21 protein-coding genes are annotated in these 26,679 nt (G+C 65.5%); 16 read left to right on the top strand and 5 right to left on the bottom strand.

The window, feature by feature from the left end:
* Window positions 1–2: 2 nt before the first annotated feature.
* The 10 genes from IAG41_RS22120 to IAG41_RS22075 all read left to right on the top strand — a co-directional run bounded on the left by IAG41_RS22120 (window position 3) and on the right by IAG41_RS22075 (window position 12,254).
* Window positions 3–1,406 (top strand): glycoside hydrolase family 28 protein, encoded by a 1,404-nt coding sequence (locus tag IAG41_RS22120; RefSeq protein WP_222950829.1) that lies wholly within the window; start codon window positions 3–5, stop codon window positions 1,404–1,406.
* A 245-nt stretch (window positions 1,407–1,651) separates the two neighbouring features.
* Entirely contained in the window at window positions 1,652–3,682 is a 2,031-nt protein-coding gene (locus IAG41_RS22115; protein WP_187730860.1) for a right-handed parallel beta-helix repeat-containing protein, read from the top strand.
* Window positions 3,679–5,316, top strand: coding sequence for a glycoside hydrolase family 28 protein (locus tag IAG41_RS22110; protein ID WP_262408831.1), 1,638 nt, complete (start codon window positions 3,679–3,681; stop codon window positions 5,314–5,316). The genes IAG41_RS22115 and IAG41_RS22110 overlap by 4 nt, the downstream gene beginning before the upstream one ends.
* 10 nt (window positions 5,317–5,326) lie before the next feature.
* Window positions 5,327–6,298 carry a 2-hydroxyacid dehydrogenase gene (locus IAG41_RS22105; protein WP_187730859.1) on the top strand — a complete coding sequence of 324 codons (972 nt, stop codon included), beginning with the start codon at window positions 5,327–5,329 and terminating at the stop codon, window positions 6,296–6,298.
* The gene (locus IAG41_RS22100) at window positions 6,252–7,121 is read left to right on the top strand and encodes a kinase (protein ID WP_410468101.1); all 870 of its coding nucleotides are present in this window, start codon (window positions 6,252–6,254) and stop codon (window positions 7,119–7,121) included. Before IAG41_RS22105 ends, IAG41_RS22100 begins: the two co-directional genes overlap by 47 nt.
* A gap of 75 nt (window positions 7,122–7,196) precedes the next feature.
* A complete protein-coding gene (locus IAG41_RS22095; protein ID WP_187730858.1) occupies window positions 7,197–8,387 on the top strand; it encodes an aldose 1-epimerase family protein in 1,191 nt (396 codons plus the stop codon).
* Window positions 8,384–9,136, top strand: a complete 753-nt coding sequence (locus IAG41_RS22090) for an SDR family NAD(P)-dependent oxidoreductase (protein ID WP_187730857.1) — start codon at window positions 8,384–8,386, stop codon at window positions 9,134–9,136. The genes IAG41_RS22095 and IAG41_RS22090 overlap by 4 nt, the downstream gene beginning before the upstream one ends.
* Window positions 9,137–9,150: 14 nt before the next feature.
* Window positions 9,151–10,338, top strand: coding sequence for a CaiB/BaiF CoA transferase family protein (locus tag IAG41_RS22085; RefSeq protein ID WP_187730856.1), 1,188 nt, complete (start codon window positions 9,151–9,153; stop codon window positions 10,336–10,338).
* Window positions 10,338–11,474 carry an extracellular solute-binding protein gene (locus tag IAG41_RS22080; RefSeq protein ID WP_187730855.1) on the top strand — a complete coding sequence of 379 codons (1,137 nt, stop codon included), beginning with the start codon at window positions 10,338–10,340 and terminating at the stop codon, window positions 11,472–11,474. The genes IAG41_RS22085 and IAG41_RS22080 overlap by 1 nt, the downstream gene beginning before the upstream one ends.
* A gap of 9 nt (window positions 11,475–11,483) precedes the next feature.
* Window positions 11,484–12,254 (top strand): enoyl-CoA hydratase/isomerase family protein, encoded by a 771-nt coding sequence (locus tag IAG41_RS22075; protein ID WP_187730854.1) that lies wholly within the window; start codon window positions 11,484–11,486, stop codon window positions 12,252–12,254.
* A gap of 2 nt (window positions 12,255–12,256) precedes the next feature.
* On the opposite strand, the gene IAG41_RS22070 is transcribed toward IAG41_RS22075, so the two are convergent.
* Window positions 12,257–13,555, bottom strand: coding sequence for an MFS transporter (locus IAG41_RS22070; RefSeq protein ID WP_262408830.1), 1,299 nt, complete (start codon window positions 13,553–13,555; stop codon window positions 12,257–12,259).
* A 63-nt stretch (window positions 13,556–13,618) separates the two neighbouring features.
* Window positions 13,619–14,752, bottom strand: a complete 1,134-nt coding sequence (locus IAG41_RS22065) for a mandelate racemase/muconate lactonizing enzyme family protein (protein WP_187730853.1) — start codon at window positions 14,750–14,752, stop codon at window positions 13,619–13,621.
* Between the two features lie 161 nt (window positions 14,753–14,913).
* On the opposite strand from IAG41_RS22065, the gene IAG41_RS22060 reads away from it, so the two are divergent.
* From IAG41_RS22060 to lldD, 6 genes are read left to right on the top strand one after another with little or no spacing between them, the layout of a single operon-like run.
* Window positions 14,914–15,525 carry a GntR family transcriptional regulator gene (locus tag IAG41_RS22060; RefSeq protein ID WP_316251209.1) on the top strand — a complete coding sequence of 204 codons (612 nt, stop codon included), beginning with the start codon at window positions 14,914–14,916 and terminating at the stop codon, window positions 15,523–15,525.
* Entirely contained in the window at window positions 15,525–16,358 is an 834-nt protein-coding gene (locus tag IAG41_RS22055) for an amidohydrolase family protein (RefSeq protein WP_187730851.1), read from the top strand. Before IAG41_RS22060 ends, IAG41_RS22055 begins: the two co-directional genes overlap by 1 nt.
* A gap of 59 nt (window positions 16,359–16,417) precedes the next feature.
* A complete protein-coding gene (locus IAG41_RS22050; RefSeq protein WP_187730850.1) occupies window positions 16,418–17,443 on the top strand; it encodes an aldo/keto reductase in 1,026 nt (341 codons plus the stop codon).
* Between the two features lie 21 nt (window positions 17,444–17,464).
* A complete protein-coding gene (locus tag IAG41_RS22045) occupies window positions 17,465–18,196 on the top strand; it encodes an SDR family oxidoreductase (protein ID WP_187730849.1) in 732 nt (243 codons plus the stop codon).
* A complete protein-coding gene (locus IAG41_RS22040) occupies window positions 18,193–18,570 on the top strand; it encodes an L-rhamnose mutarotase (RefSeq protein WP_187730848.1) in 378 nt (125 codons plus the stop codon). Before IAG41_RS22045 ends, IAG41_RS22040 begins: the two co-directional genes overlap by 4 nt.
* Window positions 18,567–19,697, top strand: coding sequence for an FMN-dependent L-lactate dehydrogenase LldD (gene lldD, locus IAG41_RS22035; RefSeq protein ID WP_187730847.1), 1,131 nt, complete (start codon window positions 18,567–18,569; stop codon window positions 19,695–19,697). The genes IAG41_RS22040 and lldD overlap by 4 nt, the downstream gene beginning before the upstream one ends.
* Before the next feature lie 99 nt (window positions 19,698–19,796).
* On the opposite strand, the gene IAG41_RS22030 is transcribed toward lldD, so the two are convergent.
* The 3 genes from IAG41_RS22030 to IAG41_RS22020 form a co-directional block, all read right to left on the bottom strand.
* Window positions 19,797–22,400: a glycoside hydrolase family 2 TIM barrel-domain containing protein gene (locus IAG41_RS22030; protein ID WP_262408829.1), complete on the bottom strand. Its 2,604-nt coding sequence runs from the start codon at window positions 22,398–22,400 to the stop codon at window positions 19,797–19,799.
* A 181-nt stretch (window positions 22,401–22,581) separates the two neighbouring features.
* Entirely contained in the window at window positions 22,582–23,850 is a 1,269-nt protein-coding gene (locus IAG41_RS22025; RefSeq protein ID WP_187730845.1) for an acetylxylan esterase, read from the bottom strand.
* 58 nt (window positions 23,851–23,908) lie between these two features.
* Window positions 23,909–26,533, bottom strand: coding sequence for a TonB-dependent receptor (locus IAG41_RS22020; protein ID WP_187730844.1), 2,625 nt, complete (start codon window positions 26,531–26,533; stop codon window positions 23,909–23,911).
* Between the last annotated feature and the right edge of the window lie 146 nt (window positions 26,534–26,679).

Genomic DNA, 26,679 nt, shown 5'->3' with positions numbered 1-26,679 from the left:
CGATGTCGCCCGACCGCCGCACATTCCTCGCCGCCGCCGGTTTCGGCGCGGTCGCCGCAAGTCTCGCGCCCCTCGCTGCGCGTGCGCAGACGATCCCGGCGATGCCGAGCCCAGCCAAGGCTCCCGGCAACGGCGCCCGCCTCGATCCGCGCGACTATGGCGCCAAGGCAGACGGCACGACCAAGGACACCGAGGCGGTCCAGCAGGCGCTCGACCGTGCGGCGGTGCTCGGCGGCGGCGAAGTGGTGCTTGCCGGCGGCACGTTCCTCGTTGGCGCGATCCGGATCGGCTCGAACACCATGCTGCGCATCGAGCAGGATACGACACTGCAGGGCTCGCCCGATGTCGCCGACTATCCGGTCACGCAGGTCCGCTGGGAGGGACGCTGGGTTCCGGGCCATATCGGCCTGGTCTGGGCACAGGACGCCCGCAACGTGACGGTCACCGGCAAGGGCCGGATCCTCGCCTCCGACGCCATCCACAAACGCGTCTCGGACTCCGGACTGCGCCACCCTGCCCTGCTCGAGTTCGTCGAGGTGCGCGGCCTGTCCGTCACCGGCCTCTACACCCAGCAGAACGACATGTGGTCGATCCACCCCGTCTATTGCGAAGATGCAATGTTCCGCGGCCTTACCGTCAAGGGCGGTGCCGATGGGATCGACGTCGATAGCTGCCGGCGGGTGCTGATCGATCGATGCGACTTCGACACTATCGACGACTGCATCTCGCTCAAGTCGGGACGCGGCATGGAGGGCAACGCGATCGGTCGCCCCACCGAGGACGTGACGATCACCAACTGCAGTTTTCGCGACCATCGCTGGGCGTGCATCGGCATCGGCAGCGAGACATCGGGCGGGATTCGGCGGGTACTGGTCGAGCGCTGCCAATGCCTGCTCGCACATACCTTCGCGATCTACCTGAAGAGCCGGCCGGGGCGCGGCGCGTTCATCGATGATATCACGATGCGCGACCTCGAAGTGTCGGGAGCCGGCTACGGCTTCCTCCGATTGAACTTTCTCGACAGCGGCAAGCAGGACCAGTTTCCGGTACCGGGATTGGAAGGTGTCCCGCGCGTCCGCAATCTCACCTTCGAGCGCATCCGCGTGAAGGACGTCCCAATCCTCGTCGACGCCGTGAACATCCATCCCGACAAACCGCTCGAGCGCTTGGTGTTGCGCGACATCAGCGGCACTTGCGGCAGGGGTATCACGCTCGCCAATATCCGCGGAGCCCGGATCGAGGGGGTCGCGGTGAGCGTCTTTTCGGGCGCGAAGATCGCAGCCGACAACGTGACCGGGCATGGCCTCGAAGGCGCTGTGCGGCTGGTCGCCCTCGATCGCCCGCCACCGGTTGCCGCTGCGACGCCCGCCTATCGGCTGGGGATGAGCTCCGGCGGACCGAACTAAGCGACGCGGCGGCGCGTGCGCGGCCTGCGATGTCCACCCTCTCGCTAACCCGCCGACCAGCCCCACACCTGCTCCAAGACTACGTCCCTTGAGCCGTATCCGGTACTCGGACGGCCTTTTGGCGCGATCCTTGCCGGCGAGATTGCGCCCATCCGCTCTGAGAACATCGGAATTGACATATCTATGATACCTACTGTTATATCAGATAGGCGAAAGTCGGCGATCGGCTGAGGAGTGGGATGGGTATGAGGCTCTGTATTGCGATCGTCTTATGTGCGAGCGCCCCGTCCGGCGCGGCTCTGGCGCAGGAGCACGCGACGACCAGTTATTTCGTTTCGCTCAGTGGCGATGACAGAGCGCCTGGTACCCAGGACAAGCCCTTCCGAACGCTAAAGCGGGCGCAGGCCGCACTGCGGAGCGCCAACCAGGACCACGACGTGGTCGTGACCGTGATGGATGGCGTTTATCGGCTTGATGCTCCGCTTGTGCTCACAGCGATGGACGGGGGCCTGAACGGACACAGCGTCACGTGGAAGGCTGCCGACAATGCCCACCCGGTGATATCCGGCGGCGTTGCCGTCGATGGCTGGACGCTCGCCGACCGCGCCCGCAACCTTTACGTCGCCTCGGTACCCAAGGGCGTGGACTCCCGCCAGCTCTGGGTGGACGGACGCCTTGCCAAGCGCGCGGCTATCGAGATTCCGCGCTCGGCAGTGACCTTCACCGACGCCGCGCTGGAGATCAACGATCCCGCATACGACTACCTCGCCAAGCTGCCCGATCAGCGCCGCGTGGAGGTGGAAGGTCTGGGCTACTTCACTGACCGCTTCGCGCCGGTCGAGCGGATCGAGGGCCGGCGGCTAATCATGCAGCAGCCGGCTTGGGACAACAACAATTGGGGCTATGACACGCTGAACAAGCCCTACGGGCCCGAATTCGCGCACCTCTATCTGGTCAATTCGCTCGCCTTCCTGACCCAGCCCGACCAATGGTATCTCGATCCCGCGGCGGGCAAGCTCTATTACCGCCCCCGGCCCGGCACCGACATGGCCAAGGTCCGCGTCGAGCTGCCCCGCCTGCCTTATCTGATCTCGATCAGCGGCAGCTACGACCGCCCGGTCCGAGACATCAGCTTCAGCGGCTTTCGCTTCTCCCACACCAGCTGGATGGGGCCTTCGACCCGCGAGGGCTATGCCAATCAGCAGAGCGGTGCGTTCCTCGCCGGCGTGTCGCGCAGCCGACCGGTCGATGCTCTCAAGAGCTGCTCCTGGGGTTGTCCCGGGTTCGAAATGCGGCGCAACGAATGGTCACAAATCCCCGCCGCGATCCAGGTGTCCGCCGCACAGCGGATCAAGTTCGAGCATAATGTGTTCGCCCATCTCGGCCAGGTCGCTCTCGGTATCGGCAACAACCCCGACGCGAACGCCAGCGGCACCGGCTACGGCGCCCAGGCAATCGAGGTCTCAGGCAACGTCTTCACCGATATAGCTGCCGGCGCAATCCTCGTAGGCGGCGTGCGGCGCGAAGCGCATCATCCCGCAAGCGAAGGCCAGACCAATCGGCAGGTGATGATCCGCAACAACCGCATCTCGAAGGTCAGCCAGGATTACCGCGACAACAGCGCGGTGCTCAGCACCTATGTCGACCGCGCGCTGATCCTGCACAACGACATTTCGGACGCGCCTTATGACGGCATCGATATCGGCTGGGGCTGGGGATTGAACGACCCTGGAGGTAATCCTTCGTACCGCACGCGCCAGCGCGGCTATTACGACTATGCGCCCAACCTCGTCTATCACGAGCCGACGACGCATCGCGACGTGATCGTCGCCTATAACCGCATCCACGACGCCAAGCAGCATTTCGAGGATGGCGGCGCGATCTACAACCTATCCGCCAGCCCGGGCACGGTGATCGCCGAGAATTACGTCTATGACATCCCCAAGAAGATCGCGCTCTATCTCGACGAGGGTTCGCGCTACGTGACCGTGCGCAACAACGTGGTCGACGGCGCGGCCAAATGGCTCAACGTCAACACGGTGCGCGGCTCCTTCCCCGAGCGGATCAGCCCCGACAACACCGCCACCGGCAACTGGCACAACACCACCGAGATCGGCGGGATGTGGGATGCCTATCAGAACAATCTGATCGTCGACGATCACTTGGTGAAGGGCACCGCCTGGCCCGCCGAGGCGCGCAAGGTGATGGACGCCTCAGGGATCGAGCCCAAGGCGGGGACCCCGAGCTATGATCCGGCGACCGGAGCGGTGAAATGAACGGCGCGCCAACGCGATTGCTGGCCGAAGCCGAGCTGAGCCGCCGTGGCGCCGTGATCGGCCTGGGGGCTGCGCTGCTCGCGCAACCGGCGCTGGCCCAGACCGCGCGCATGCTTGGCGCGTTTTACGACGTGCGGGGTTACGGCGCCAAGGGCGATGGAAAGGCGATCGACAGCAATGCGATCAACCGCGCGATCGAAGCCGCGACCAAAGCCGGCGGCGGCACCGTCGTCGTGCCGCCGGGACGCTATCTGTGCTTCTCGATCCGGCTCAGGAACAATGTCACGATCGTGCTGTCGGCGGGCGCCGTGATCGAAGCCGCCGACCCGGCGGTGCACAAGGGCGCTTATGACGAGCCCGAGAATGACATGGAGGAGCAGTTCCAGGATTTCGGAATCACTCATGTCCATAACAGCCTGATTTATGGCGACGGCGTCAGCAACATCGCGATCGTCGGCCGCGGCATGATCCATGGTCTGGGCCTCAATCGCGACGGGCCCGGCGACCGCTGGCACAACAAGCCGGATTGGAAATCGCCGAAGGAGCTCGGCATCACCCCGCGCGAGGCGCGGCTGCGCGATCCCAAGGAACGCGCCGTGATCGGCCGCGCCAACAAGTCGATCGGCCTGCGCAACTGCCGCAATGTGGTGCTGCGCGACTTCATCGTGCTGCAGGGCGGCCATTTCTGCGTGATCGCGCATGGCGTGACCAACATGACTATCGACAATCTCACGATCGACACCGATCGCGACGGAATAGATATCGATTGCTGCCGCGACGTCCGGGTCTCGAACTGTGTCGTGAACGCGCCCAAGGACGATGCGATCGTCCTCAAGAGCAGTTACGCGCTCGATCGCAAGGTGATCTGCGAGGACGTCACCGTCATCGGCTGCAAGACGATGGGCTATGTGATGGGGTCGCTGCTCGACGGCACCTATCGCAAATCGGACTATAACAGCGTCGACAGCGTCGGGCCGCTGGGCCGCATCAAGCTCGGCACCGAGAGCAATGGCGGCTTCCGCAACATCCAGATCACCAACTGCACCTGCGAGAACAGCCGTGGCATCCTGATGGGGGTGGTCGACGGGGGGACGCTGGAGGATGTGATCGTCTCCGACATCACGATGCGCAATCCGGTCAACCATCCGTTGTTCATCCACCAGGCCGCGCGGCTGCGCGCCCCGGCGGGCACCACGGTCGGCAAGTGTCGGCGCGTGAAGTTCAGCGACATCAACGTCTCGGGCGCCGATCCGCGCTATCCGTGCGGCGTCGCGGGGATCGTCGATGGACCGATCGAGGATGTCAGCTTCACCAATATCGATGTCACCCATCGCGGCGGCGGCACCGCCGAGGATGCCGCTCGGGTTCCCGAGGACCGCCGCGTGAGCAGTCTCGAGGTGAGCTTCATGGGTACGCTTCCCGCGCATGGCTTCTTCGCGCGGCATGCGCGCCGGCTGATCCTGCGCGAAATGACCTTCCGGACCGATGCGCCCGACGCCCGCCCGACGATCGTGCTCGACGATGTGCGCGGCGCGATCATCGAGGGCATCGTCTCGCAGCGCCCACGCGCGACCGCGATCGACGCGCGGGGCAGCAGCGACATCACCGCCGGCGACATCCGCAGCTTCGAATAGGACGAGGCACATGGCTCTTCCCCGCGTGCTCGTCACGCGCCGCCTGCCCGACGCAGTCGAGCAGCATCTTGCGGCGCATTTCGATGCGACCTTCAGTCCGGACGATAGGCCGCTCGAACCGAATCAACTCGCCCGGACAATGCGCGACTATGACGCGCTCTGCCCGACGATCACCGACCGACTGAATGCGGAAATCCTGGGCGTTGCGGACGCGAAAGTCCGCATCATCGCCAATTTCGGCGCGGGTGTGGATCATGTCGATCTGGCGGCGGCGCGGGCGGCGGGCATCGTCGTCACCAACACGCCCGACGTGCTGACCGAAGCGACCGCGGAGCTGGCGATCCTGCTGATGCTGATGGCCGCGCGGCGGGGCGGCGAGGGCGAGCGCGAGGTGCGCGCGGGCGAATGGAGCGGCTGGGCGCCGACCCACATGATCGGCCAGAGCATCGTCGGCAAGACTCTGGGGCTGGTCGGCTTCGGGCGGATCGCGCAGACGACCGCCGAGCGCGCCCGTGCGGGCTTTGGCATGAAGATCGCCTATTACAGCCGGAGCCGCGCACCCGCCGAGATCGAGGCGAAGCTCGACGCGCGCTACGTGCCCAGCCTGGAAGCGCTTGCGGGCGAGGCGGACATTCTGTCGCTCCACACGCCGGGCGGCGCCGAAACGCGGCATTTGATCGACGCCGCACTGCTCGCCCGCATGAAGCCCAGCGCGATCCTGGTGAATACCGCGCGCGGGACCGTGGTCGACGAGGCGGCACTGGCAGAGGCCCTGGCAGAGCGGCGCATCGCCGCTGCCGGCCTCGACGTCTACGAGAAGGAGCCGCAGGTGCACCCTGCCCTCCTCCAGCTGGAGAATGCGGTGCTGCTGCCCCATCTCGGCAGCGCCACCATCGAGACCCGCGTCGCAATGGGCATGCGCGCTGCCGCCAATCTTGAAGCCTATTTCGACAGCAGAGAGCCGCGCGATCGTGTCGCCTGAACTTCCATCGGCCGCAAGGATCATCGAACGGGACATCCGCGACGCCTTGGCGCGCGGGGACGGACGGCCGATCGTCATCGGCCTGTGCGGAGCGCAGGGAAGCGGCAAGAGCACGGCGGCGGCACAGGTGCATGCAGCCTTGACCGCCGACGGCATCCGTTCGGTGGCACTGTCGCTCGATGATTTCTACCTGACGTCGGCGGAGCGGACCGCGCTCGGCGAGGCCGTGCATTCGCTCTTGCGCACCCGCGGCGTGCCCGGCACGCATGACGTGGCGCTTGCCATGACGATGCTCGACCTGCTGCAATCGGGAGAGCCGGTGCGGCTCCCGTGCTTCGACAAAACACGAGACGAGCGCGCCACGACCGCGCAATGGCAAGTCGCGCCGGCCGGCGTTCAGGTCATCCTGTTCGAGGGCTGGTGCGTCGGCGCGCGCCCCCAATCCGACGCGGCATTGGCCGAGCCGGTGAATGCACTCGAAGCGGAACAGGATCGCTCGGGCAGCTGGCGCCGCTTCGTCAACGATCAGCTCGCCGGCCCCTACCAGCGATTGTTCGCACGCCTCGACCGGCTCGTTCTGCTGGAGGCGCCCGGGTTCGAGGTGGTCGGCGCCTGGCGCACAGAACAGGAGGAGGGTCTGCGGCGCGAAACCGGAAACGGGGTTTGGGCCGGGATGAGCGATGCCGAGATCCACACCTTCATCCAGCATTATGAGCGCCTGACCCGTCACATCCTCGACGAGATGCCGCGGCGCGCGGATCTTGTAATCACCCTGGACGAGAAACGCGCCGTAATCAGGGCCAAGCACGCCGCCTACATCTGATATCTCTGTTGCGGCTTCTGATCTATTTGAGTAGGCAATAGGCCGCAGGCTGCCGTTCAAACGGAGGAAGAGGACATGGTCGAGCTTTTCGGCCGATCGATATCGGCGCGCGAGGTCGCGGAGCATGCCGGCGCGCTGTCGCAATTCGCGGGTGTCCGGCTTATGACGCTCGGCGATGGGATCGAACGCGGCGTCCGCATGCTCGAGTTCCGCACAGGCACCGGCTTGCGCTTCACCGTCCTCGTCGACCGCGCGATGGACATCGCCGATTGCGAGCATCGCGGCCGCGCGATCGGCTGGCATTCCCCGGCCGGCTTTCGCCATCCAGGCCTGCACGAATATGAGGGCGAGGGCGGGCTCTCCTGGCTGCGCTCCTTCTCTGGCCTGATGGTCACCTGCGGGCTCGACCATATCCTGTTCATGGATGAGGACGATGCCAGCCATTATGTCTACGGGCCCCGCGAGACGGTTTCGTCGTCGCTGCACGGTCGTATCGGCACCATCCCGGCTCGCCTGACCGGCTATGGCGAGCGCTGGGAGGGCGACCGCTGCTTCCTGTGGTGCGAAGGCGTAATCCAGCAATCGACGGTGTTCGGCGAGGACCTGCACCTGGTCCGCCGGATCGAGGCCGAGATCGGCACCGACGAGATCCACCTACACGACCGGGTCGTCAACCGCGGCTTCTACCGCACGCCGCACATGTTCCTCTACCACATCAATATCGGCCACCCGGTACTGGCCGAGGGTTCGCGCTACCTTGCGCCGCTCAGCGACGTCGTCTGGGCCGCGCATGCCGGGCCGGACTACGCGAAGAGCGGCGTCGGCTACCGGACCCTGCCGCGCCCGCAGCACGGCTTTCACGAGCAGGTCTGGCAGCACGAAATGGCCGCCGATGCCGATGGCCGCGTGCCCGTGGCGCTGGTCAACGATGCGCTCGGCTTCGGGGTGCTGGTCGAGACACGCAAGAACCAGTTTCCCTGCCACTATGAATGGCAGAACCTGCAGGCCGGCCAGTACGCGCTGGGCATCGAGCCCTCGACCAACCACGTTCTCGGCAAGCAGTTCGCCCGCCAGCGCGCCGAGCTGATCTGGCTCGAGCACGGCGAGGAGCGCCGCTACGACACGGTCTTCCAAGTGCTGGACGGCGCCGACACGATCGCCGCCGCCGAGGCTCGCATCCGCGCGATCGGCGGCCAGCCGGACGAGGATTTCCCCGCGCCCAGCGGCAATTATCCCCGTATTACTGGACGGGAGGCCAGGGCGTGAGCATCACCGGCCGCACGATCCTCTATACAGGCGCCGCGGGCGGGCTCGGCCTGCCGACGACGCTGGCCTTTCTCGAAGCCGGCGCGCGAGTGGTGGCGGTGGACAACGATCCCACCAAGATCGCGGCGCTCGAGGCCGCCGCGCCGCCCGAGGCGCGCGAGCGGCTCGTTGTGCTCGCGACCGACCTCTCGGATCTTGACCGCTTCCGCGCCGACATCGTCCAGGTCGCGGAGCGGACCGGCGGCTATGACGTCGTCATCAACAATGCCGCGATCTACCCGTCCAAGCCCTTCGAGGACTATACAATCGAAGAGCATCAGGCGGTGCAGAAGGTGAATGTCGACGCCGGCATCGTCGCCGTCCAGGTGGCGCTTCCCGGCATGCGCGCCCGGCAATGGGGCCGGATCATCAACATCGCGAGCGTCACATTCTATGGCGGCTGGGCCCTGCTCTCGCCCTATGTCGCCTCCAAGGGCGCGCTGGTCGGGCTCACCCGCGCCTGGGCGCGCGAGTTCGGCGGCGACGGCATCACCGTCAACGCCATCTCGCCCGGGGCCTTCCCCACCGATGCCGAGAAGATCCACCCCGATCCGGAGGGGTATACGCGTTTCGTGCTCGATCATCAGGCGGTCAAGCGACGCGGCACGCCCGCCGATATCGCCAAGGCACTCGCCTTCCTCGCGTCCGACGACGCGGGCTTCATCACCGGCCAGACACTCAATGTCGACGGCGGCTGGGTCATGCACTGAGGACGTAGAATATCATGGGTATCTTGAGCGGCTATCGCGTACTCGATTGCTCCATCGCTATGGCGGGGCCGTTCGCGGCGCAGCGGTTGGGCGATCTGGGCGCGGACGTGGTGAAGGTCGAGCCGACCGGCGGCGAATGGCAGCGCTTCCGCGCGGCGGGCGGCGCGACCGGCAATCGCGTCAACGTCTCGTTCCTCTCGCTCAACCGCAACAAGCGCAGCCTGGCGATCGACCTGAAGTCCGAGGACGGCAGGGCCGTGCTGCTGGAGCTGGTCAAGACAGCCGACGTGTTTGTCCAGAACTATCGCCCCGGCGTCGCCAAGCGGCTGGGCGTGGACTATGAGACGCTGTCCGCGATCAACCCCAAGCTGATCTATGTCTCGATCTCGGGCTATGGCGAGAGCGGCCCCTATGTGAGCCTGCCGGGCCAGGATCTGCTGCTCCAGGCGATGTCGGGTGCGATGCTCTCTTCGGGCCGCGAGAGCGATCCGCCCGCGCCGGCAGGCCAGTATCTCGCGGATGCCATCACCGCTTATTCGGCGTTCGAGGGCGTGCTCGCGGCGTTGCTCCACCGCGAACGAACCGGCGAGGGCCAGCTGGTCGAAGTCAATATGCTCGATGCGGTAGTCACCATCCAGATGCAGGAGCTGTCGGTGTTCACCGTCGGCCACAAGCCGCAGACCCGCTCGGCCGAGCCGCACGCCCATTGCTATATTCGCGCGCCCTACGGCGTGTTCGCCACCGGCGACGGCTTCATCGCCTTGGCCTTCGCCAACCTCCAGAAGCTGGGCGAGCTGATCGGCGAGCCGGGCTTCGCCGGGATGGACGACGAGAGCGACAGCTGGACGCATCGCGACGCGATCTTCGCGGCGGTCCGCGAGCGGCTGACCGCCAAGACCAGTGCCGAATGGCTTGAACTGTTCCGCGCCAACGATATCTGGGCGGGACCGGTCTATAGCTACGAAGACTTGGTCCAGGACCCGCAGATCGCGCACAACGGCACCTTCGTCGAATATGATCATCCGAGCGAAGGCCGGGTAAAGACGCCAGGCTTCCCGATTCGCTTCTCCAAGACGCCTTCCACGGTCGAGCGCGGCGCCCCCCAGATCGGCGAACATAGCCGCGAAGTGCTGGCGCAGGCGGGCTTCGACGACGCTGCGATCGAACGGCTGCTCGCGAACGGGGCGGTCCGGCAGGACTGATGCGATACCGTGCACTGACCTGGGACCACCCGCGCGGCTATAATGCTCTCGCGGCAGCGGCGGCGCAGCTCGACGAGGCGCGCGACGGCCTTGCGATCGAATGGGACAAGCAACCGCTCGAGGGGTTCGAGGCGCATCCTATCGCGGATCTCTGCGCCCGCTACGATCTGGTGGTGCTGGATCATCCACATGTCGGCGAGGCAGTCGCGGCGGGATCCCTTCAGCCATTGGAGAGCCTGTTCAGGACCGACGAGCTGACCCAGCTGGCGCGCGACACCATCGGACCGAGCCTGGCCAGCTATCACTATCAAGGCCAGCACTGGGCATTGCCGCTCGACGCCGCCACCCAGGTGATGGCCCTTCGCGCGGACCTGCTCGACGGATCGCCTCCGGCTACATGGGGCGAAGTCCGGGCGCTGCGCCAGCCAGTGGCGCTTTCGCTCGCGGGTCCGCACGCCGCGCTCAGCTTCCAATCGATCGCTACGGCGTTCGCCGATCCACCGGCAGAGGCTAATCCCGAACGCTTCGTGAGCGAGGCCGTGGGCCCGCGCGTGCTCGACCTCATGGCCGATCTCGCTGCTCGCACCCCCGCATCGGTCAAGCATCTCAACCCGATCGGGCTGCTGAGCCATATGGCGGCGGATGACGATGTCGCGCTCTGCCCGCTCGTCTACGGCTATGTGAACTATGCCGCGCCCGGAGCGGGCCGGGCGATCACCTTCGCCGACGCGCCGCGCGCCGAAGCCGGTGGCCGGCCGGGCTCTACGCTCGGCGGAACCGGCATCGGCATCTCGACCCGCGCCGAGGTCACGCCAAAGCTGCTGGATCATCTCCGCTGGCTGATGAGCCCCCAGGCACAGGAGGAGTTCATTCCCGCGTGTGATGGACAGCCCAGTCGCCGATCTGCCTGGCACAGCGACCTGGTCAACGCCCGCTGGGGCGGTTTCTACCGCGATACCGCCGAGACGATCGAGCGCGCGTTTGTCCGACCGCGTCACGATGGCGCGATCGCCTTCCAGACCGCAGCATCGGCGCTGATCCGCGATGGGCTGGAAGAAGGTCGGCCCCACCGCGTCATTCTCGACGCCCTCCAATCCGCCTATTCCATGAGCCGCACGCCCGGCACCGAACGCTAAGGAAAAGCCATGACCGACAATCTGCTCTTCGCGATCGAGGGCCATGTCGCGACCATCACGCTCAACCGGCCGGAAAAGCTCAACGCCGCCACGCCCGCCATGTCCAAGGCGATCGTCGAGGCAACGGAGGAATGCAATCGCAACGACCAGGTGCGCTGCGTCATCGTCACGGGCGCCGGCCCCAAGGCGTTCTGCGCCGGCTCCGATATCGCCGAGCTCGACAGCTATGCGACCCCCTGGGACTTCCGCAACCGCGCCGATTATTGCGATGCGATCCACCATCTGCTGAAGCCCAGCATCGCCGCGGTGAACGGCTACGCATTGGGCGGCGGGCTGGAGACGGCGCTGTCATGCGACATCCGCATCGCCGCCTCAAACGCCAAGTTCGCGGCGCCGGAGATCAAGCTGGGCTGGATCGGCGGCGGCGGCATGGCCGCGTTCCTTGCCCATTCGATCGGCATGTCGAACGCGGCGATGATGATCATGACCGGCGAAGCGGTCGACGCGCAGCAGGCGCTCGCCTGGGGGCTGGTGAGCGAGGTGGTCGAGCCCGAGGCGCTGATGGACCGTGCTCGCGCGCTCGCCGAGACGATTGCCTCGCGCGCGCCGATCGCCGCCGAGACCGCCAAGCTCAACCTGCGCGCCGCCTTCTCAATGCCGCTCGACAAGGCGATGCAATATGAGCGCGACCTGCAGACGATCTGCTTCGCCACGGAGGATGCGCGCGAAGGCCGCGCTGCGTTCAAGGAGAAGCGCGCGCCGGCGTTCCGGCGGCGCTAATCTTACTTCACCGAGCGGATCGGCCAGACGAAGAAGGAGCCGGCGAACACGAACACGATCGCCGCGATGAACAGCGCGCCATAGTCGTTGCCCGTCGCCTTGAGCAGCATGACCGCCAGCACGGGCGCGATGATCTGCGGGATGTTGATCGCGGTTGTGAGCAGGCCCAGGTCCTTGCCGGTCGACTCGTCGCCGTCTTCGCGCTTGGGCAGCACCTGCGTCATCAGCGCCATGTCCACGGACATGAAGGCGCCGTAGCCGAGCCCGATCAGCACGGCATAGACATACATTCCCTCGATCGTCGGCATTATCAGCGGTGCGACCAGCGCAAGCCCCATGATGATGCTCGATGCGAACACCAAAGGCTTACGACGCCCGATCCGGTCCGACAGGAAGCCTGAAGCGAAACCCGAGATCACCAGCGCGACGAACGTCACCGAGGAAAGCGCGGCGATCGTCCGGTTCGCCTGCTCGATCGACAGATGGATGTGATCCTGGAGGATGTAGAGCAGATAGGTAACGATGCCCTGATAGCCCATGTAGATCGTGAAGCGCCCGAGGAACGCCCAGCCGAAATCGGGATATTTGCGGGGGGAAACCCAGAAGCTCTTGAGGAAAGAGTCGAGGCGGAAGGGCGCCGGTTCCGCGACCGCGGCTTGGGGCTCGGGATTGAGCAGCACGAATAGGAGGCACACCACGGCGATCGCTGCCGCGAACAGGCCATAGGCCGCCACCAGATTCGAGGCCATCAGGCCGGCCACGACCGTGCCCGCGGTGAGCCCCGCCGTCATGCCCGCGCCGACAAAGCCCGAGACGGTGCCGCGCTCATGCTCTGGAAAGCGATCCGCGACGATTGTGGTGATCGCGGCCTGCATCGAATTGAGCGCGATCGCCGCCGCCACCCAAAAACCGGTGATCGCCCAGAAGCCGTGCATCTGCGACACCGCGAACAGACTCGCCGCTCCGATCAGCGCGCCGATCACGATCCAGGGCGTCCGCCGCCCGAAGCGGCTCCGCGTCCGGTCCGACAATGCGCCGGCGATCGGCGTGGTCAGCGTGCTGAACACCGAGGTGATCGCGAACATGATCGCGAGATTGCCCTCCTTGTTCGCCGGATCGAGCAGCTGGATCTGGTTAGGCAGCAGCACACCCAGCACGCCCGCATACAGCGCTAGCAGCAGGAAGAAGACTGCCGTCAACGAGCCCATCAACAGCCATTTACGCGCGCCCACCGCGTGCGCGGGGCTGTGCATCAGATTGGCGAAGCTCTCTCCCGACGGCGGGATGGCGATCTCTTCCATACATTCTCTCCGATGCCGCCAGCGCCTCTTGATGGGCGCCTGGCCGGCGGTACGTCCCCGGGATCAGCCCAGGTAAATCTGGCGCGGTGCCTCGCCGAGCTCGCCCTTGTCGAGGATTTCGGGACAGTGCCAGTCGCGCCGCGCATCCTCGCTCAACACCAGCCCGTGGCCGGGTGCCTGCGACACATGGATGTTCCCGTCGCGTATTGCGAAGGGCGCCTCCACAAGATGGTCGAAATTCTGGTAGCTGTACTCGACCCAGTCGACCTCGGGCAGCGCCGCCGCCATATTGACGCCGATCTCGAGAAAGCTGTTGCCCATCGTGACCGGCACCCCCAATTCAGCCGCCAGCCAGCCGATCCGCATCACATCGGTGACATGACCGTGCACGTTGAGCAGATCGGCACCGCCCGCCTGGAGCAGCTGGCGCTTGCCCGAAGCGTCGAGATATTCGCCCGAATTGATCAGCGTGGCGCCCGCGCACTGGCGCAATAGCTTCAGCCCTTCGAAATCGTGGCGCAGTACCGGATCCTCGACCCAGAAGATCTCGTGCCCCGCGCGGCGCATGGCTTCCAGGTTGGCGATCGCCTGCTTGGGCGACCAGGCCTCGTTGGCATCGATCATCACGATCGCATCCGGCCCCACGGCCTTGCGGAGCAGATCGAGGCGATGGATGTCCCGATCGAGATCAGGATGCCCGACCTTGATCTTGAAGGCCTCGAAGCCTTGCGACAGCGCTGTCTCGAACAGACCCGAAAAAGCATCGTCGTCCAGGTGGAAATCGAGCCCACTGGCATAACCGCGGACGTGATCGCGCTTGCCGCCCAGCAATTGCCAGAGCGGCATTCCCACCGACTTAGCGAAGAGATCCCAGACCGCCTGTTGGAGCGCTTCCTCGAACGGGACGGAGAGACGGCGAATGTTGCCGCCGCGCGGGCGCGTGACGCGGTGCGCTAGCGCGCCGGCCGGCTGGCCGTCGAGACCCGGCCAGACCTCCTCGCGAAACACGCGGGTGAGCTCCGCTTCTGAGGCAAGCGGATGGAACAGGCTCTGCACGAAACCGAGTCCGACCTCGCCTTGCTCGCCGATCAGCTCGAGCGCCGCGACGTGAACATCGTCCGCGCGCACCTGGCTGTCACCGATGACTCGATCGCGCCTGAACTGGAACCGCGTGATCCGGAAGTCGACTGTGCGCATTTTCCCCACTACACTCTAGGCATTGGACAGGTATTGAAATATCAGTTACCTGCTGAGATATGACAGAGGGCACAATGACGCAAGCGGCTTCTTTGGCTAGTTCAGCTAGCCCTCGAGAAACTCCTGATTCCCGACGCCTCAGCGACATCGCCTATGACAGAGTGCTTGAAGGTCTTTTCGACCGGAAGGTGCCCGCGGGGGCCTTCGTCTCGCAGAATGACCTGGTAAATCTGCTCGATATCCCGGTCCAGCCGTTGCGCGACGCGCTACGCGTGTTGGAGGCGGAAGGCGTGCTCACCATCCATCCACGCTCGGGCATCCAGTTCCTCAAGCCGGACCTCGAACTGGCGCGCAGCACCTATCAGTTCCGCACGATCATCGAACGCTCGGCCGCGCGCACCTATGCCGAGACGGCGGGCGTCGAAACTGTGGTGGCGCTGATCGCCGACCACAAGGCGCTGATCGACGATATCGAACGGGACGGATTCGACGCCAGCATGATCGAACGGCTGGGCCAGCTTGAGGAGCGGCTTCACGGCGGCATGATCGCCAGTCTGCGCAATCCGCTGATCGAGACCACCGCGCGCCGCCTCAAGAACTATGTGACGCTGATCCGCCTTGAGCGGCTCGTCACGCAGCCGCTCGCGCTGCGCACATTGCGCGAGCATCTCGAGATCCTCGAAGCGGCGAAGGCGCGCGACGCGTCGGCCGCCGAAGCTGCGGTCTCGAACCATTTCCAGGCGGCGCTTCAGCGAATCCTCGGCATGTTCTGATGCGTGTTTTCGACGCGCATCAGCATTTCTGGAAGATCGGCGGGCCCGGACAGAGCTGGCCGGATGCCGAGTGGCCGGCGATCTATCGCGATTTCCTTCCTGATGACCTGCGCGCCGCAGCCGAGGACTTCGAACTGGTCGGCAGCGTCCTCGTGCAGTCGCAACCCGCCGATATCGACACCGATTGGATGTTCGAAACGGCCGGCGCCGATCCGACCGTCAAAGCCATCGTCGGTTGGGTTGATTTCGAGCGCGCCGGTGCCCCCGAGCGCATTGCCGCCCTAGCCGCCCGGCCCAGGCTGCGCGGCCTCCGGCCCATGCTCCAGTCGATCGAAGACAGCGCGTGGATCCTGCGCGCCGAGATCGCTCCCTCGATCGAGGCGATGCTTGCGCATGGCCTACGCTTCGACGCGCTGATCGAGCCGCGCCATCTGGGGCCGCTCCACCAGTTCGCCACGCGCTGGCCCGACCTGCCGATCGTGATCGATCACGGTGCCAAGCCCTTCGCGGCGCGGGGCGAACTGGATCCGTGGCGCGACGACATCGCCGCGCTCGCCACGCTGCCAAACCTCTATTGCAAGCTCTCGGGCCTCAGGACCGAACAGTCGGCGGGGCGGCCTGCGAGCGACCTGGCGCCCTATGTCGCGCACCTCGTCGAGCTCTTCCCGACCCGGTTGATGTGGGGCAGCGACTGGCCGGTGCTGCTCCATACCGGGGACAGCTATGCCGATTGGATACGGACAGCGCTCGACCTTGCTGCACCCTCAACCGAGGACGCGAAAGCCGATCTTTTCGAGCGTGTGGCGACTGGATTCTACGGCATCGACGATTGACGTCTGACGTATGAATTGCTTTATCTGATATATCAGATAGCTTAGTCAGGATTGCCCCAATGGTGAATCTCAATGCGCTCGGAACGCTCGGCTTCGGAGCCGGGGCAATCGGCAACCTCTACCGCGCGATGCCTGAAGAGAATGCCGCGGAAACGATCCGCAGCGCCTGGGACGCCGGCATGCGCTATTTCGACACCGCGCCCCATTACGGCTTCGGCCTGAGCGAAAAGCGGCTTGGCGTTACGCTTCCGGAGATCGATTCCGGCGAAACCTCGATCCTATCAACCAAGGTCGGCCGACGGCTCGATCCGGTGCCCGCGGGCACCGATCTCGGCGCGCTCCGCCAGGGGTTCGTCACGCCCGAGCCGGTCGAGAGCGCGTTCGACTACACCTATGACTCGATCATGCGGTCCTACGAGGCCAGCCGTCAACGGCTCCACCGACACCGGATCGATATCCTCTACGCGCACGATATCGGCCGCTTCACCCATGGCGACGATCATCCGCGCCGCTTCCGCGAGTTCATGGACGGCGGCTATCGGGCGATGCGCGAGCTCCGCGACGGCGGGGCGGTCGGCGCGATCGGCCTCGGCGTCAACGAATATCAAGTGTGCGAGCAAGTACTGGCGGAGGGAGATCTCGACGTCGTCCTGCTTGCCGGACGCTACACCCTGCTCGAGCAGGAATCGCTCGCGACCTTCCTGCCGCTCTGCGAGCGGCGCGACGTCAAGATCGTGCTCGGCGGCCCCTATAATTCGGGCATCCTCGCCAAGGGCGTGCGCCACGGCGGCGAGCTTCACTATAATTACGAGCCGGCGCCCCAGGCGATCATCGACCGCGTCGGCGCGATCGAGAATGTCTGCGAGCAACACGGCGTGCCAATGGCGGCCGCCGCGCTGCAATTCCCACTCGCGCACCCCCAGGTCGTCTCGGTGATCCCCGGCATGAACAGCCCGCGCCAGGTGGCCCAGGCGGTTCGGCTCATGGGCCTAACGATTCCCCCGGCGCTATGGAGCGACCTCAAGGATCGCGGTCTGATCCGGGCCGAAGCCCCGGTGTCGCAGCCCGCACCCGCCACTCTCTGAACGAACAAGAAAGTACATCCAATGGGACGTCTCGAAGGCAAGATCGCCGTGGTCACCGCCGCCGGCCAGGGTATCGGTCGCGCCAGCGCAGAACTGTTCGCGCGTGAAGGCGCGCGGGTCATCGCCGCCGACATCAACGAAGCGACGCTGGCGACGCTCGCGGGCTGCGAGACCCATGTCGTGAACCTGCTCGACGGCGACGCGATCCGCGCGTTCGGCGAGACGGTCGGCGAGGTCGACATCCTGTTCAACTGCGCGGGCTTCGTCCATGCCGGCACGATCCTGACGACCGACGAGAAGGACTATGACTTCTCGTTCGATCTTAACGTCAAGTCCGCCTACCGGATGATCCGGGCCTTCCTGCCCGGCATGATCGCGCGCCGCGGCGGGTCGATCGTCAACATGTCGTCGGTCGCGGGATCGGTGATCGGCGTCGCCAACCGCTTTGTCTATGGCGCGTCCAAGGCAGCGGTGATCGGCCTCACCAAGTCTGTCGCCCTCGATTATGTGACGCAGGGCATCCGCTGCAACGCGATCTGCCCGGGCACCGTCCAGTCGCCCTCGCTCGACGAGCGCCTCGCCGCCACCGGAGACGCGGACAAGGCGCGTGCCGATTTCGTCGCGCGCCAGCCCATGGGCCGGGTCGGCAAGGGCAACGAGATCGCCGAGCTCGCGCTCTATCTCGGCAGCGACCTTTCCTCCTACACCACCGGCACGATCAACATCATCGACGGCGGCTGGACCAACGCATGACCCCCAAGGAGACCCGGCGCATCTGCCTCGCGCTCGACCTGATCGACGATGCCGAGCTGATCGCGGAATATGAGCGCTGGCACCAGGTGGGCAACACCTTCCCCGCAGTAACCCAGTCGATCCGCGACGCCGGCATCGAGAATATGGAGATCTATCGTGCGGGGAACCGCATGTTCATGATCATCGACGCGAACGATTCCTTCTCGGAGGAAGAAAAGGCAAAGATGGACGCCGCCAATCCCGCGGTGATCTTGTGGAGCGAGCGCATGAAACGGTTCCAGCAGCCGATCCCCGCGGCCGGCCCCGACGGCAGCTGGTATCCGATGGACCTGATCTTCCGCCTGACCGAGCATAAGGGCCTCACGCCCGAATGATCATCTCCTCGACACTCGATTTCCGTGAAGCGGCCAGGCGGCGCCTGCCCCGCTTCCTGTTCGATTATGCCGATGGCGGCGCCTATGCCGAGCGAACGCTCCGCCGCAACGTCGACGACCTTGCCGATATCGCCTTGCGCCAGCGCGTGCTGAGCGGCGCGGCCGAGATCGACCTTTCCACCACCTTATTCGGCCGGCGCCAGGCGCTCCCGGTCGCGCTCGGGCCGGTCGGGATCAGCGGCATGTTCCGTCGCCGCGGCGAGGTGCAGGCGGCGCGCGCGGCATCGGCGGGGGGCATCCCCTTCTGCCTCTCGACCGTATCGATCTGCTCGCTCGGCGAAGTCACCCGCGCAGTGCCAAGCCCGATCTGGTTCCAGCTCTATGTGATCCGCGACCGCGCCTTCATGCGCGACCTGCTCGCAACCGCGCGCGACCAGGGCGCCGAGGCCCTGGTGTTCACCGTCGACATGCCGGTGCCGGGCGCGCGCTATCGCGACGCTCATTCGGGCATGTCCGGTCCCAATGCCGCGCTCCGCCGCATGCTCCAGGCGATCGGCAAGCCCGGATGGGCCTGGGACGTTGGCCTCAACGGTCGCCCGCACCGCCTCGGCAATCTAGAGCCAATGCTTGGCAAGGCGAGCGGCATGAACGATTACATGGGCTGGCTCGGTTCCAATTTTGATCCGTCGATCACCTGGTCCGACCTCGACTGGATCCGCTCCGAATGGAAGGGTCCCCTGATCATCAAGGGCATCCTCGATCCCGCCGACGCGCGCGAGGCCGCCGCGATCGGCGCCGACGGCATCGTTGTCTCGAACCATGGCGGCCGCCAGCTCGACGGGGTGCGCTCCTCGGCACGCGCGCTCCCCGGCATCGTCGAGGCGGTGGGCGATCGGCTCACCGTGCTGGCGGATTCGGGCGTGCGCTCGGGGCTCGACGTGGTGCGCATGCTCGCGCTCGGCGCTGAGGGCGTGCTGCTCGGCCGTGCCTGGCTCTACGCGATGGCCGCCCGCGGCGAGGCCGGCGTGACGCTGCTGCTCGACCTGATCGCCAAGGAGATGAAGGTGGCGATGACGCTCACCGGCGCGCGCAGCATCGCCGAGATCAACCGCTCGCTGCTGGATTGATCACCAGTGTTCCTGCGAAAGCAGGAGCACTGGAGTCACGATCGGATCGTCCGGTACCCTGGCCCCCTGCTTTCGCAAGGTACCCGGTATCGCAAGGAATCAGAGCCCCACCACGTCGATCGCGGAGACGAGAGCCTCGCCCGCCTTGCCCGCGAAATCGAGCCGCAGCGTGCCGTCGGTGACGGTCGCAGGCAGCTCGAGCGTGGTCGCGGTCATCCCCGCCCCGGCCTTCGCTACGATGTCGACCGTCACCGGCTTGCCGCCACCGGCCGCCACGGTGAAGACCCTTTTGCCCTTCTCGGTCTCGGTCGGCTCGAACAGATGCAGCGTCACCTTGTAGCGGCCGTTGGGCAGCGGCAGCGCGTAGCTGAAGCGCGTGCCGGAACGCCAGCCCGCGTAGAGATCGGGCTGCTGGGTGCCCAGCACCTGCCGGCTGCCCTTTTCGGGCTTCGGCATCACGTAGAGCGCGTATTTGTAGGGGTTGAGTGTGGCGCCGATGCCGCCATCGAAGAAGTCGTCCGAACCGTAGCGGGTGCCGTCGGCGAGCGTCGCGCCCGTCAGCGTGCCCGCGCGGATATGCAGCGCACGGTCGGGGCCGTTGTAGCGCCACGTGATCTGATCCTTCGCACCATCCACGCTCGCCGCCAGGACATTGTCGCCGCGATCGAGCCGCACGCCGGGCCAGGCGCAGACATGGTCGGCACAGGCCACGCTGCCGATCGCGCGGCCGTTCAGCGTCAGGCTGGCCTTCGCCGCGTTGCTATAGGCCCGGACATCGACCACCGGATAGGCGCGATCGACATAGCGGCGGCTGGTCAGGTAGATCATCGGCGCGGTCGTCCACGCCGCCTTGTAGAAATAGAAGGCGTCCTTCCGGATCTTGCGGTCGAAGGTCACCAGCCCCTTGGTGTTGATGTCGGTGCTGTCGCCTTCGAAGCGCAGGTCGCTGGTCGCGTCGAACATCTGCCAGACATAGGTGCCCCAGAGGAAATTCTGCGGCGCCATGCCCTTCCAGGCCAGCTCATGGACCCCGGCCTCATATTCCTCCGGCTGGGGCCGGGCGATGCTCTCGACCTTGCCGCCGCGGATATTGTCTGTGTGCTGGGTCACCGCGCCGCCCGCGCCATATTCGCCCACGCCCACCGGCTGATTGGGACGCATCTGGTGCAGCCCCAGCATCACCTCGGCAAACCGCGCGGCATCGTCGACCCGCCCGGCACCGTACCAGCCGAAATAATGGTTGTATCCCACCGTGTCAGCGGTGCCCGAGGTGGTGTCGCGGCCGTCGTCCTTTTGCCCCGGCAGCGTCTCGCAGCATACTGCGATCGAGGTCGGGCGCGTGCGGTCCTCGGCATGCGCGAGCGCGTCGAGCGCGTTCATCAGCGGCTGCGCGTTGGAGGGCGTGATGCCCTTGGACGCCCAGTTGGTGATCTCGTTGCCGATCGACCAGACGCCGACCGAGGGGTGGTTGTAGTTCTGGCGGATCAGCTCGACGAGCTGCTGCTCCGCGCTCGCCTTCATCTCCGGGGGCGTATCGGCCTTGCCCGGGATCGAGGCGAGGTTGACCAGGCCCAGCTCGGCCCAGAGGATCACGCCGCCCTTGTCGGCCAGGTCGTAGAAGGGCTCGGCGTGGTTGTAGTGCGACAGCCGCACGCTGTTCGCGCCCATCTCGCGGATCAGCGCCATGTCCTCGGCATGATCGGCGTTCGAGAGCGCCCAGCCTTTGTCCTGCCGATCCTGGTGGCGGGTGACGCCGTTGAGGCGCAGCGGCTTGCCGTTGAGGATGAAGCCGCGGTTCGGATCGATCGCGACGGTCCGCAGCCCGAGCGGCTGCACCACGCGATCGAGCACCGCCCCCCTCGCGTCGATCACCTCGACGGTGGTGCGGTAGAGATAGGGATCAGTGGTGCCGTTCCAGCGGTGTGGCGAAGTGATGGCGAGATCGGCGCGGCTCTCGCCCGAAGTTCCGGCGGCGAGACGCACGCGCTGCTCCTGCCGCGCGACTTGCTTGCCCGAGGCATCGGCCACCGTCGTGCGCACGGTGAGATTCGCCGCGGACGCTGCTTCATTGCGCAGGCGGGTGAGCACGGCGACGCCGGCGCGGGCGTCGGTCAGGCTGGTGACATGGTTGTAGATGCCGGGCCCGCCGGAATCGAGCAAGTCGACATGCGCGGCCCCGGTCACGATCAAAGCGGCCGGGCGATAGAGCCCGCCATACATGAAGAAATCACCCGAGATCGGCACAACGAACTCAGTGATGCTACCGGGCTCGGGCTTGGAATTGTCGACCTTGACGGTCAGCACATTTTCGCTGCCCCGGTGGACCGCGGTGGTGGCATCGAGCCGGAAGCGGCTGAACGCGCCCGCATGCCCGCCGAGCTTGCGGCCATTGAGCCACACCTCGGCGACGATGCTCGCTGCGTCGAACTGGAGATAGAAGCGCTTTCCGGCATCGGCCTGAGGTGCCTGAAACTTGAGCCGATACCATCCAACGCCGCGGGTAACGTTGGCATCGGCGCGGCGGCTCTCGCCATAATTGCCCACCTTGTTCCAGGTGTGCGGCACCCGCACGCGCTCCCAGGCGCTATCGTCGAACGATGCCGAGGTGGCATCGCCCTGCACGGCACCGAGATGGAAGCGCCAGCCCTCGGCCAACGCGATCTCGCTCCGGCCGGGAGCGGCAAACGCATGCGTGGTAGCCAACACCAATATCGCGCAAGCTAGCAGCGCCGGAACCAGCCAAGACCGCGCGAACCCCATTTCTCTCTCCATTTTTCTACAAATCGGACGCGGCCTTTGGCGCCGCATGATGATGTCGGCCCGCACCTGCGATGTCGCCCGGCTGGTTCAGCAAGCGCCAACTTGGCTGTCTTACAGGTTAGTGTCAACGCGGCCGTTGGGGCAGGAAGCGATTGGCGAAGCGGATGTAATTGTCCCAGTCCCAAGCGGTGATGCCGTGGGGGCCCATGCGCAGATGATAGGATATTCGCGACAGGATCGCCTGACCCGGCGCCGGCATCGCGTCCCCCGCCATCCCCTCGACGCCGAGCAGGCGATAGACGGGTTCGGCCGCCTTGGCCGCGAGGAACATACCGAGCGGATCGGCCCACAGATCCTCGCTCGCCGCTCCGATATAGACCGGGCGCGGCGCCACCAGCGCGATCAGTTCGTGGGCGTCGACCGGCAGCTCCGCCTCGCGCTCGGAAAAGGTCTTGTAGTTCGGCGCGAACCAGTAATTGTTCATCACCCGGATCGTCTCGCCGAAGTTGCGGCGGTACAGCGACGCCCCGCCCTCGCCGGAATCGTTCGAGATCACCGCGGCGAAGCGCGTGTCGCGTGCGCCTGCCCACAGCGCAGCCTTACCGTAGCGCGAATGACCCATGACGATGACGCGCTTCGCGTCGACGGCCCGGTCGGTCGCCAGATAGTCGTAGACGCGGCTCAGCCCCCAGGCCCAGGTCGCCACCGCCCCCCAATGGTCGGGCGCCGAAGGGCTGGTGCGGTACCAGGGCTGGATGCTCTGGGCATATTGGGTGTCGCCATCGGGATAGAGATCGCCGGTGAAATAGGTCGCGACGCCATAGCCCGCTTTCAGAATCCGTTCGATCGGCCATTCCGAGGCGTCGGTCCCCCGCGCATGCAGCGTCGCGCGGTTCTTGTTGATACCTTCGGCCGGCGTGACCCAATTAGGGGTGATCGCGATCTCGGGATCGGCGGAGACCGACTGGTTGCCATGGAAGTTCGGCCCCACGAACATCGGCATGGGCGCGCGCGCGCCCGCGGGCAGGTAGATCAGCACCGACATTTGCGGCCCGCCGGACGTGCCGTCGAGATAGATGGTGACCTGCTTGCGCACGGCGATGCCGCCCAGCGCGTTCGCGCTCGTTTCCGTGACGACGAAACGCATATGCGTCGGGCGGGCCGGACTGATACCGTAGATATTGCGTTCGAACAGCCCCACCAGCTCGGGCCGGCGGAGCTTCCACCATTGCTGCGCCGTGCGCACCGCCGTCCCATCGCCCATCACCAGCGGATCGGGCAGGCGATAGGGCGCGACCTGCGCCTCGACGAAATTGCCGTCGAGCTGGGCCCGGGCTGGCGCGACATGGAGCGCAGCAAGCGCCGCGAGGAAGAGAGCCGTCTTGCGCATCATGACAAAAGGGCCGGAAGCGTCTCCACTCCCGGCCCTTCCCTTTTCGCTGTTGTTCCGTTCAGAAGTTGACGTGCACGCCCAGTTGATAGGCTCGGTCGAGCTGGTTCGCCACGGTCGGAATGTCCGGCGTGCCGTAATATTGATACTGATACGCCGAGGTCAGGTTCGTAGCGTCGAACTTCAGCGAGACATGCTTGTTGAGGTTGTACGTCAACGAAAAGTCGAGCGATTGCTGCGGGGCGTTCCACAGGGTGCGGCTGAAATTGTCGGCGAAGTTGGTTTGCACGCTCTTCGACCGCCAGTTGTACGAGGCGTGCAGCGAGATCGGCCCCTTTTCGTAGATCGCGGTCAGGTTGTACGAATATTTGGAGAGCAGATCCGCAGGCACCGTTATCGACTGCCCCACTACCGGCAGCGCGCTGTCGACATAGGTGTAGTTGCCCTGGAAGCCGAGGCCGCTCAGAAAGCTGGGCAGGAAATCGAAAAACTGCTGATAGGTGACCTCGAAGCCCTTGATCGTGCCCGAGCCGGTGTTGCGCGGCCGGCTGATCGAATAGACCTGTCCGTTGATCGTCTCGTTGACCGAGAATTTCTGGACGAAACCGGTCACGTCCTTCTGGAACAGCGACCCGGCGATGTAGTTCGATTTCCCGAAATAATATTCAAGCGAGGCGTCATACTGGTTCGCCTTGGTCGGCTGCAGGTCCGGATTGCCACCGCTGCCGGTGAGCTGGAGCTGGTTCAGCACCAAAGCCGGCGAGAGGTTGCCGAAGTCCGGTCGCGTGATCGCCTTCGAATAGGCCAGGCGCAGGAACAGATTGTCGGTGAACTTCGCGCGGATGTTCACGCTTGGCAGCCAGTTGTTGTAGCTCGCCTCGCCCGAGACAGGGCGCAGCGTGGCGTCGTACACGCTCTGGTGGTTCTTGGTGCTAACGTAACGCAGGCCGAGATTACCGTCGATCGGCAGACCCAGGTTGAACGCGAAATTGGCCTGGCCATAGACCGCCCAGACATTCTCGAGATAGTCGTAGTGGTTGGTCAGCGGATAGGGCTGATCGACTGCCGAGACACCGGCGAGCGCGCGGGTCTGATCCTGATTCATGATGTAGCGGCTCTGGATCGCCAGCCACTGGTTGATCGGCACATCCTGGTTGGTGAACAGGTCGTTCGGCGTCAGCTGCGTCACCGACCCGATCGGCTGGGTCAGCGTCACCGTCGGCCCGATGCTGTAGACGTCGTTGATCGCGCGGTGGCGCGCGTAGCGCATGCCGACCTGCAGAGACGTGATCGGCCCGTTCAGCTCGTACGTGCCGTCGAGTCGGAACGAGGGCTCGCGGCCGATGCTCTGCTGGCCGAGGTCCGAATAGGTGACCGAGCCGGTATAGCTGCTCGCCGCGGTCAGATCGACGCCGCTCACCGCGACCGTCGGCGTGCGTCCGGAAAGATCGATCGTGGCGGTCGGCGCGCGGGTCTGGATCGCGATGCTGCGCGAATAGAACGGGCCGGAGCTGTCGATATAGGCGGCTTCGCCCGACAGCTTGAAGGGACCGGAATGCCAATCAAAGCCGACGCCCACAGACAGCGTGTCATAGGGATTGTCGGAGGCACCGGTGACCGAGCGCACCACCGCATTGGTGAGCGTGTAGCTGTCAGGAACGTTGCCGTTCGGGGCGTCCTTGTAGACGAACGAGGAAGGCGTGCCGCGCGTCGCGCCATCGGTCTGCACCGAGAGCTGCTGGGTGAAGCTGTGGCCGCCCGAATGGCTCTGGGTCACGTCGGCATGGATCGTGAGATCCGAGGAGGGCGCCCATTGCACCGCGCCGTAGATCGTCGAGCGGACACGGTTGCCGGTCTCGTAGCGCGGGCGGACCTGGCTCGGGATCTGGACGGTGTCGCCGGAGTCCGCGGGAGTGACGTTGAATGTGCCGTCACCGTCGCGGTCGTAGAGGCTGGTGGTGTTGGTATAGGCGTTGGTCGAGACCTGATAGCCGCCCGAATAGACGCGCTCGAACTGGCCACCGATCAGCACGCCGATTTCGCCCGCGCCGGTCTCGAATCGGTCGCTGACAACTCCTGAAAGCCGCGGCGAGATCTTGTTCTGAAAATCGCTATAGGCCGCGGCGCCGGTCGCGGCGATGTGGAAGCCGTCAAAGTCGAACGGCCGCGCCATGTGAACGTTGATCAGCCCGCCAAGGCCGCCTTCGATCTGGTCGGCGGTCGCGGTCTTGTAGACGTCGAGGCCCGACAGGATGTCGGCCGAGAAATCGAGCAACGTCGCGGTGCGGTTCGTCACGGTGAAGAGCTGGCGCCCGTTCACAGTGGTCATCACCTGCTTCAGGCCGTGAACGACATAGCCATTGCCCTCGCCGCGCGTGTTGCGGGCGATCTGGACGCCCGGAATCCGCTGCAGCAGCTCGGCGATGTTGGTGTCGGGAAGCTTGCCGATATCTTCGGCGACGATCGAATCCTGGATCTGGTTCGAGCTGCGCTTGAGGTTGGCCGCATTGCTCAGCGAACCGCGAAGCCCGGTGACGACGATCTCGTCGGCGGTCTGATCGTCGACCGACTGCGCGTCCTGCCCGGCGGGAGCTGCGGCAGGGGCCGCTTCCTGCGCGAGGGCCGGTGACCCGATCGCCACCGCGAGGAACGCAGCCGTGCTCAGAAGCGAAAATTTATCTGACATCTAACCCTCTCCCAAAGACCCTTTGAGGCGCTTTTCGCGTCCTTCTTGTGATTCCGTTATCGATATCAATCCGACCAACTGGTATCTCAGTCAAGCACTTTCATACACAAAAGTTACTTTCCAAGGCGTGTTGCCTGATTACATCG

The sequence above is a fragment of the Sphingomonas sp. JC676 genome (genome assembly GCF_014489075.1).
GTDB lineage: Bacteria > Pseudomonadota > Alphaproteobacteria > Sphingomonadales > Sphingomonadaceae > Sphingomonas.
The sequence above is the reverse complement of the archived record's forward strand: the minus strand, read 5'-3'. Positions and strand labels throughout refer to the sequence as shown.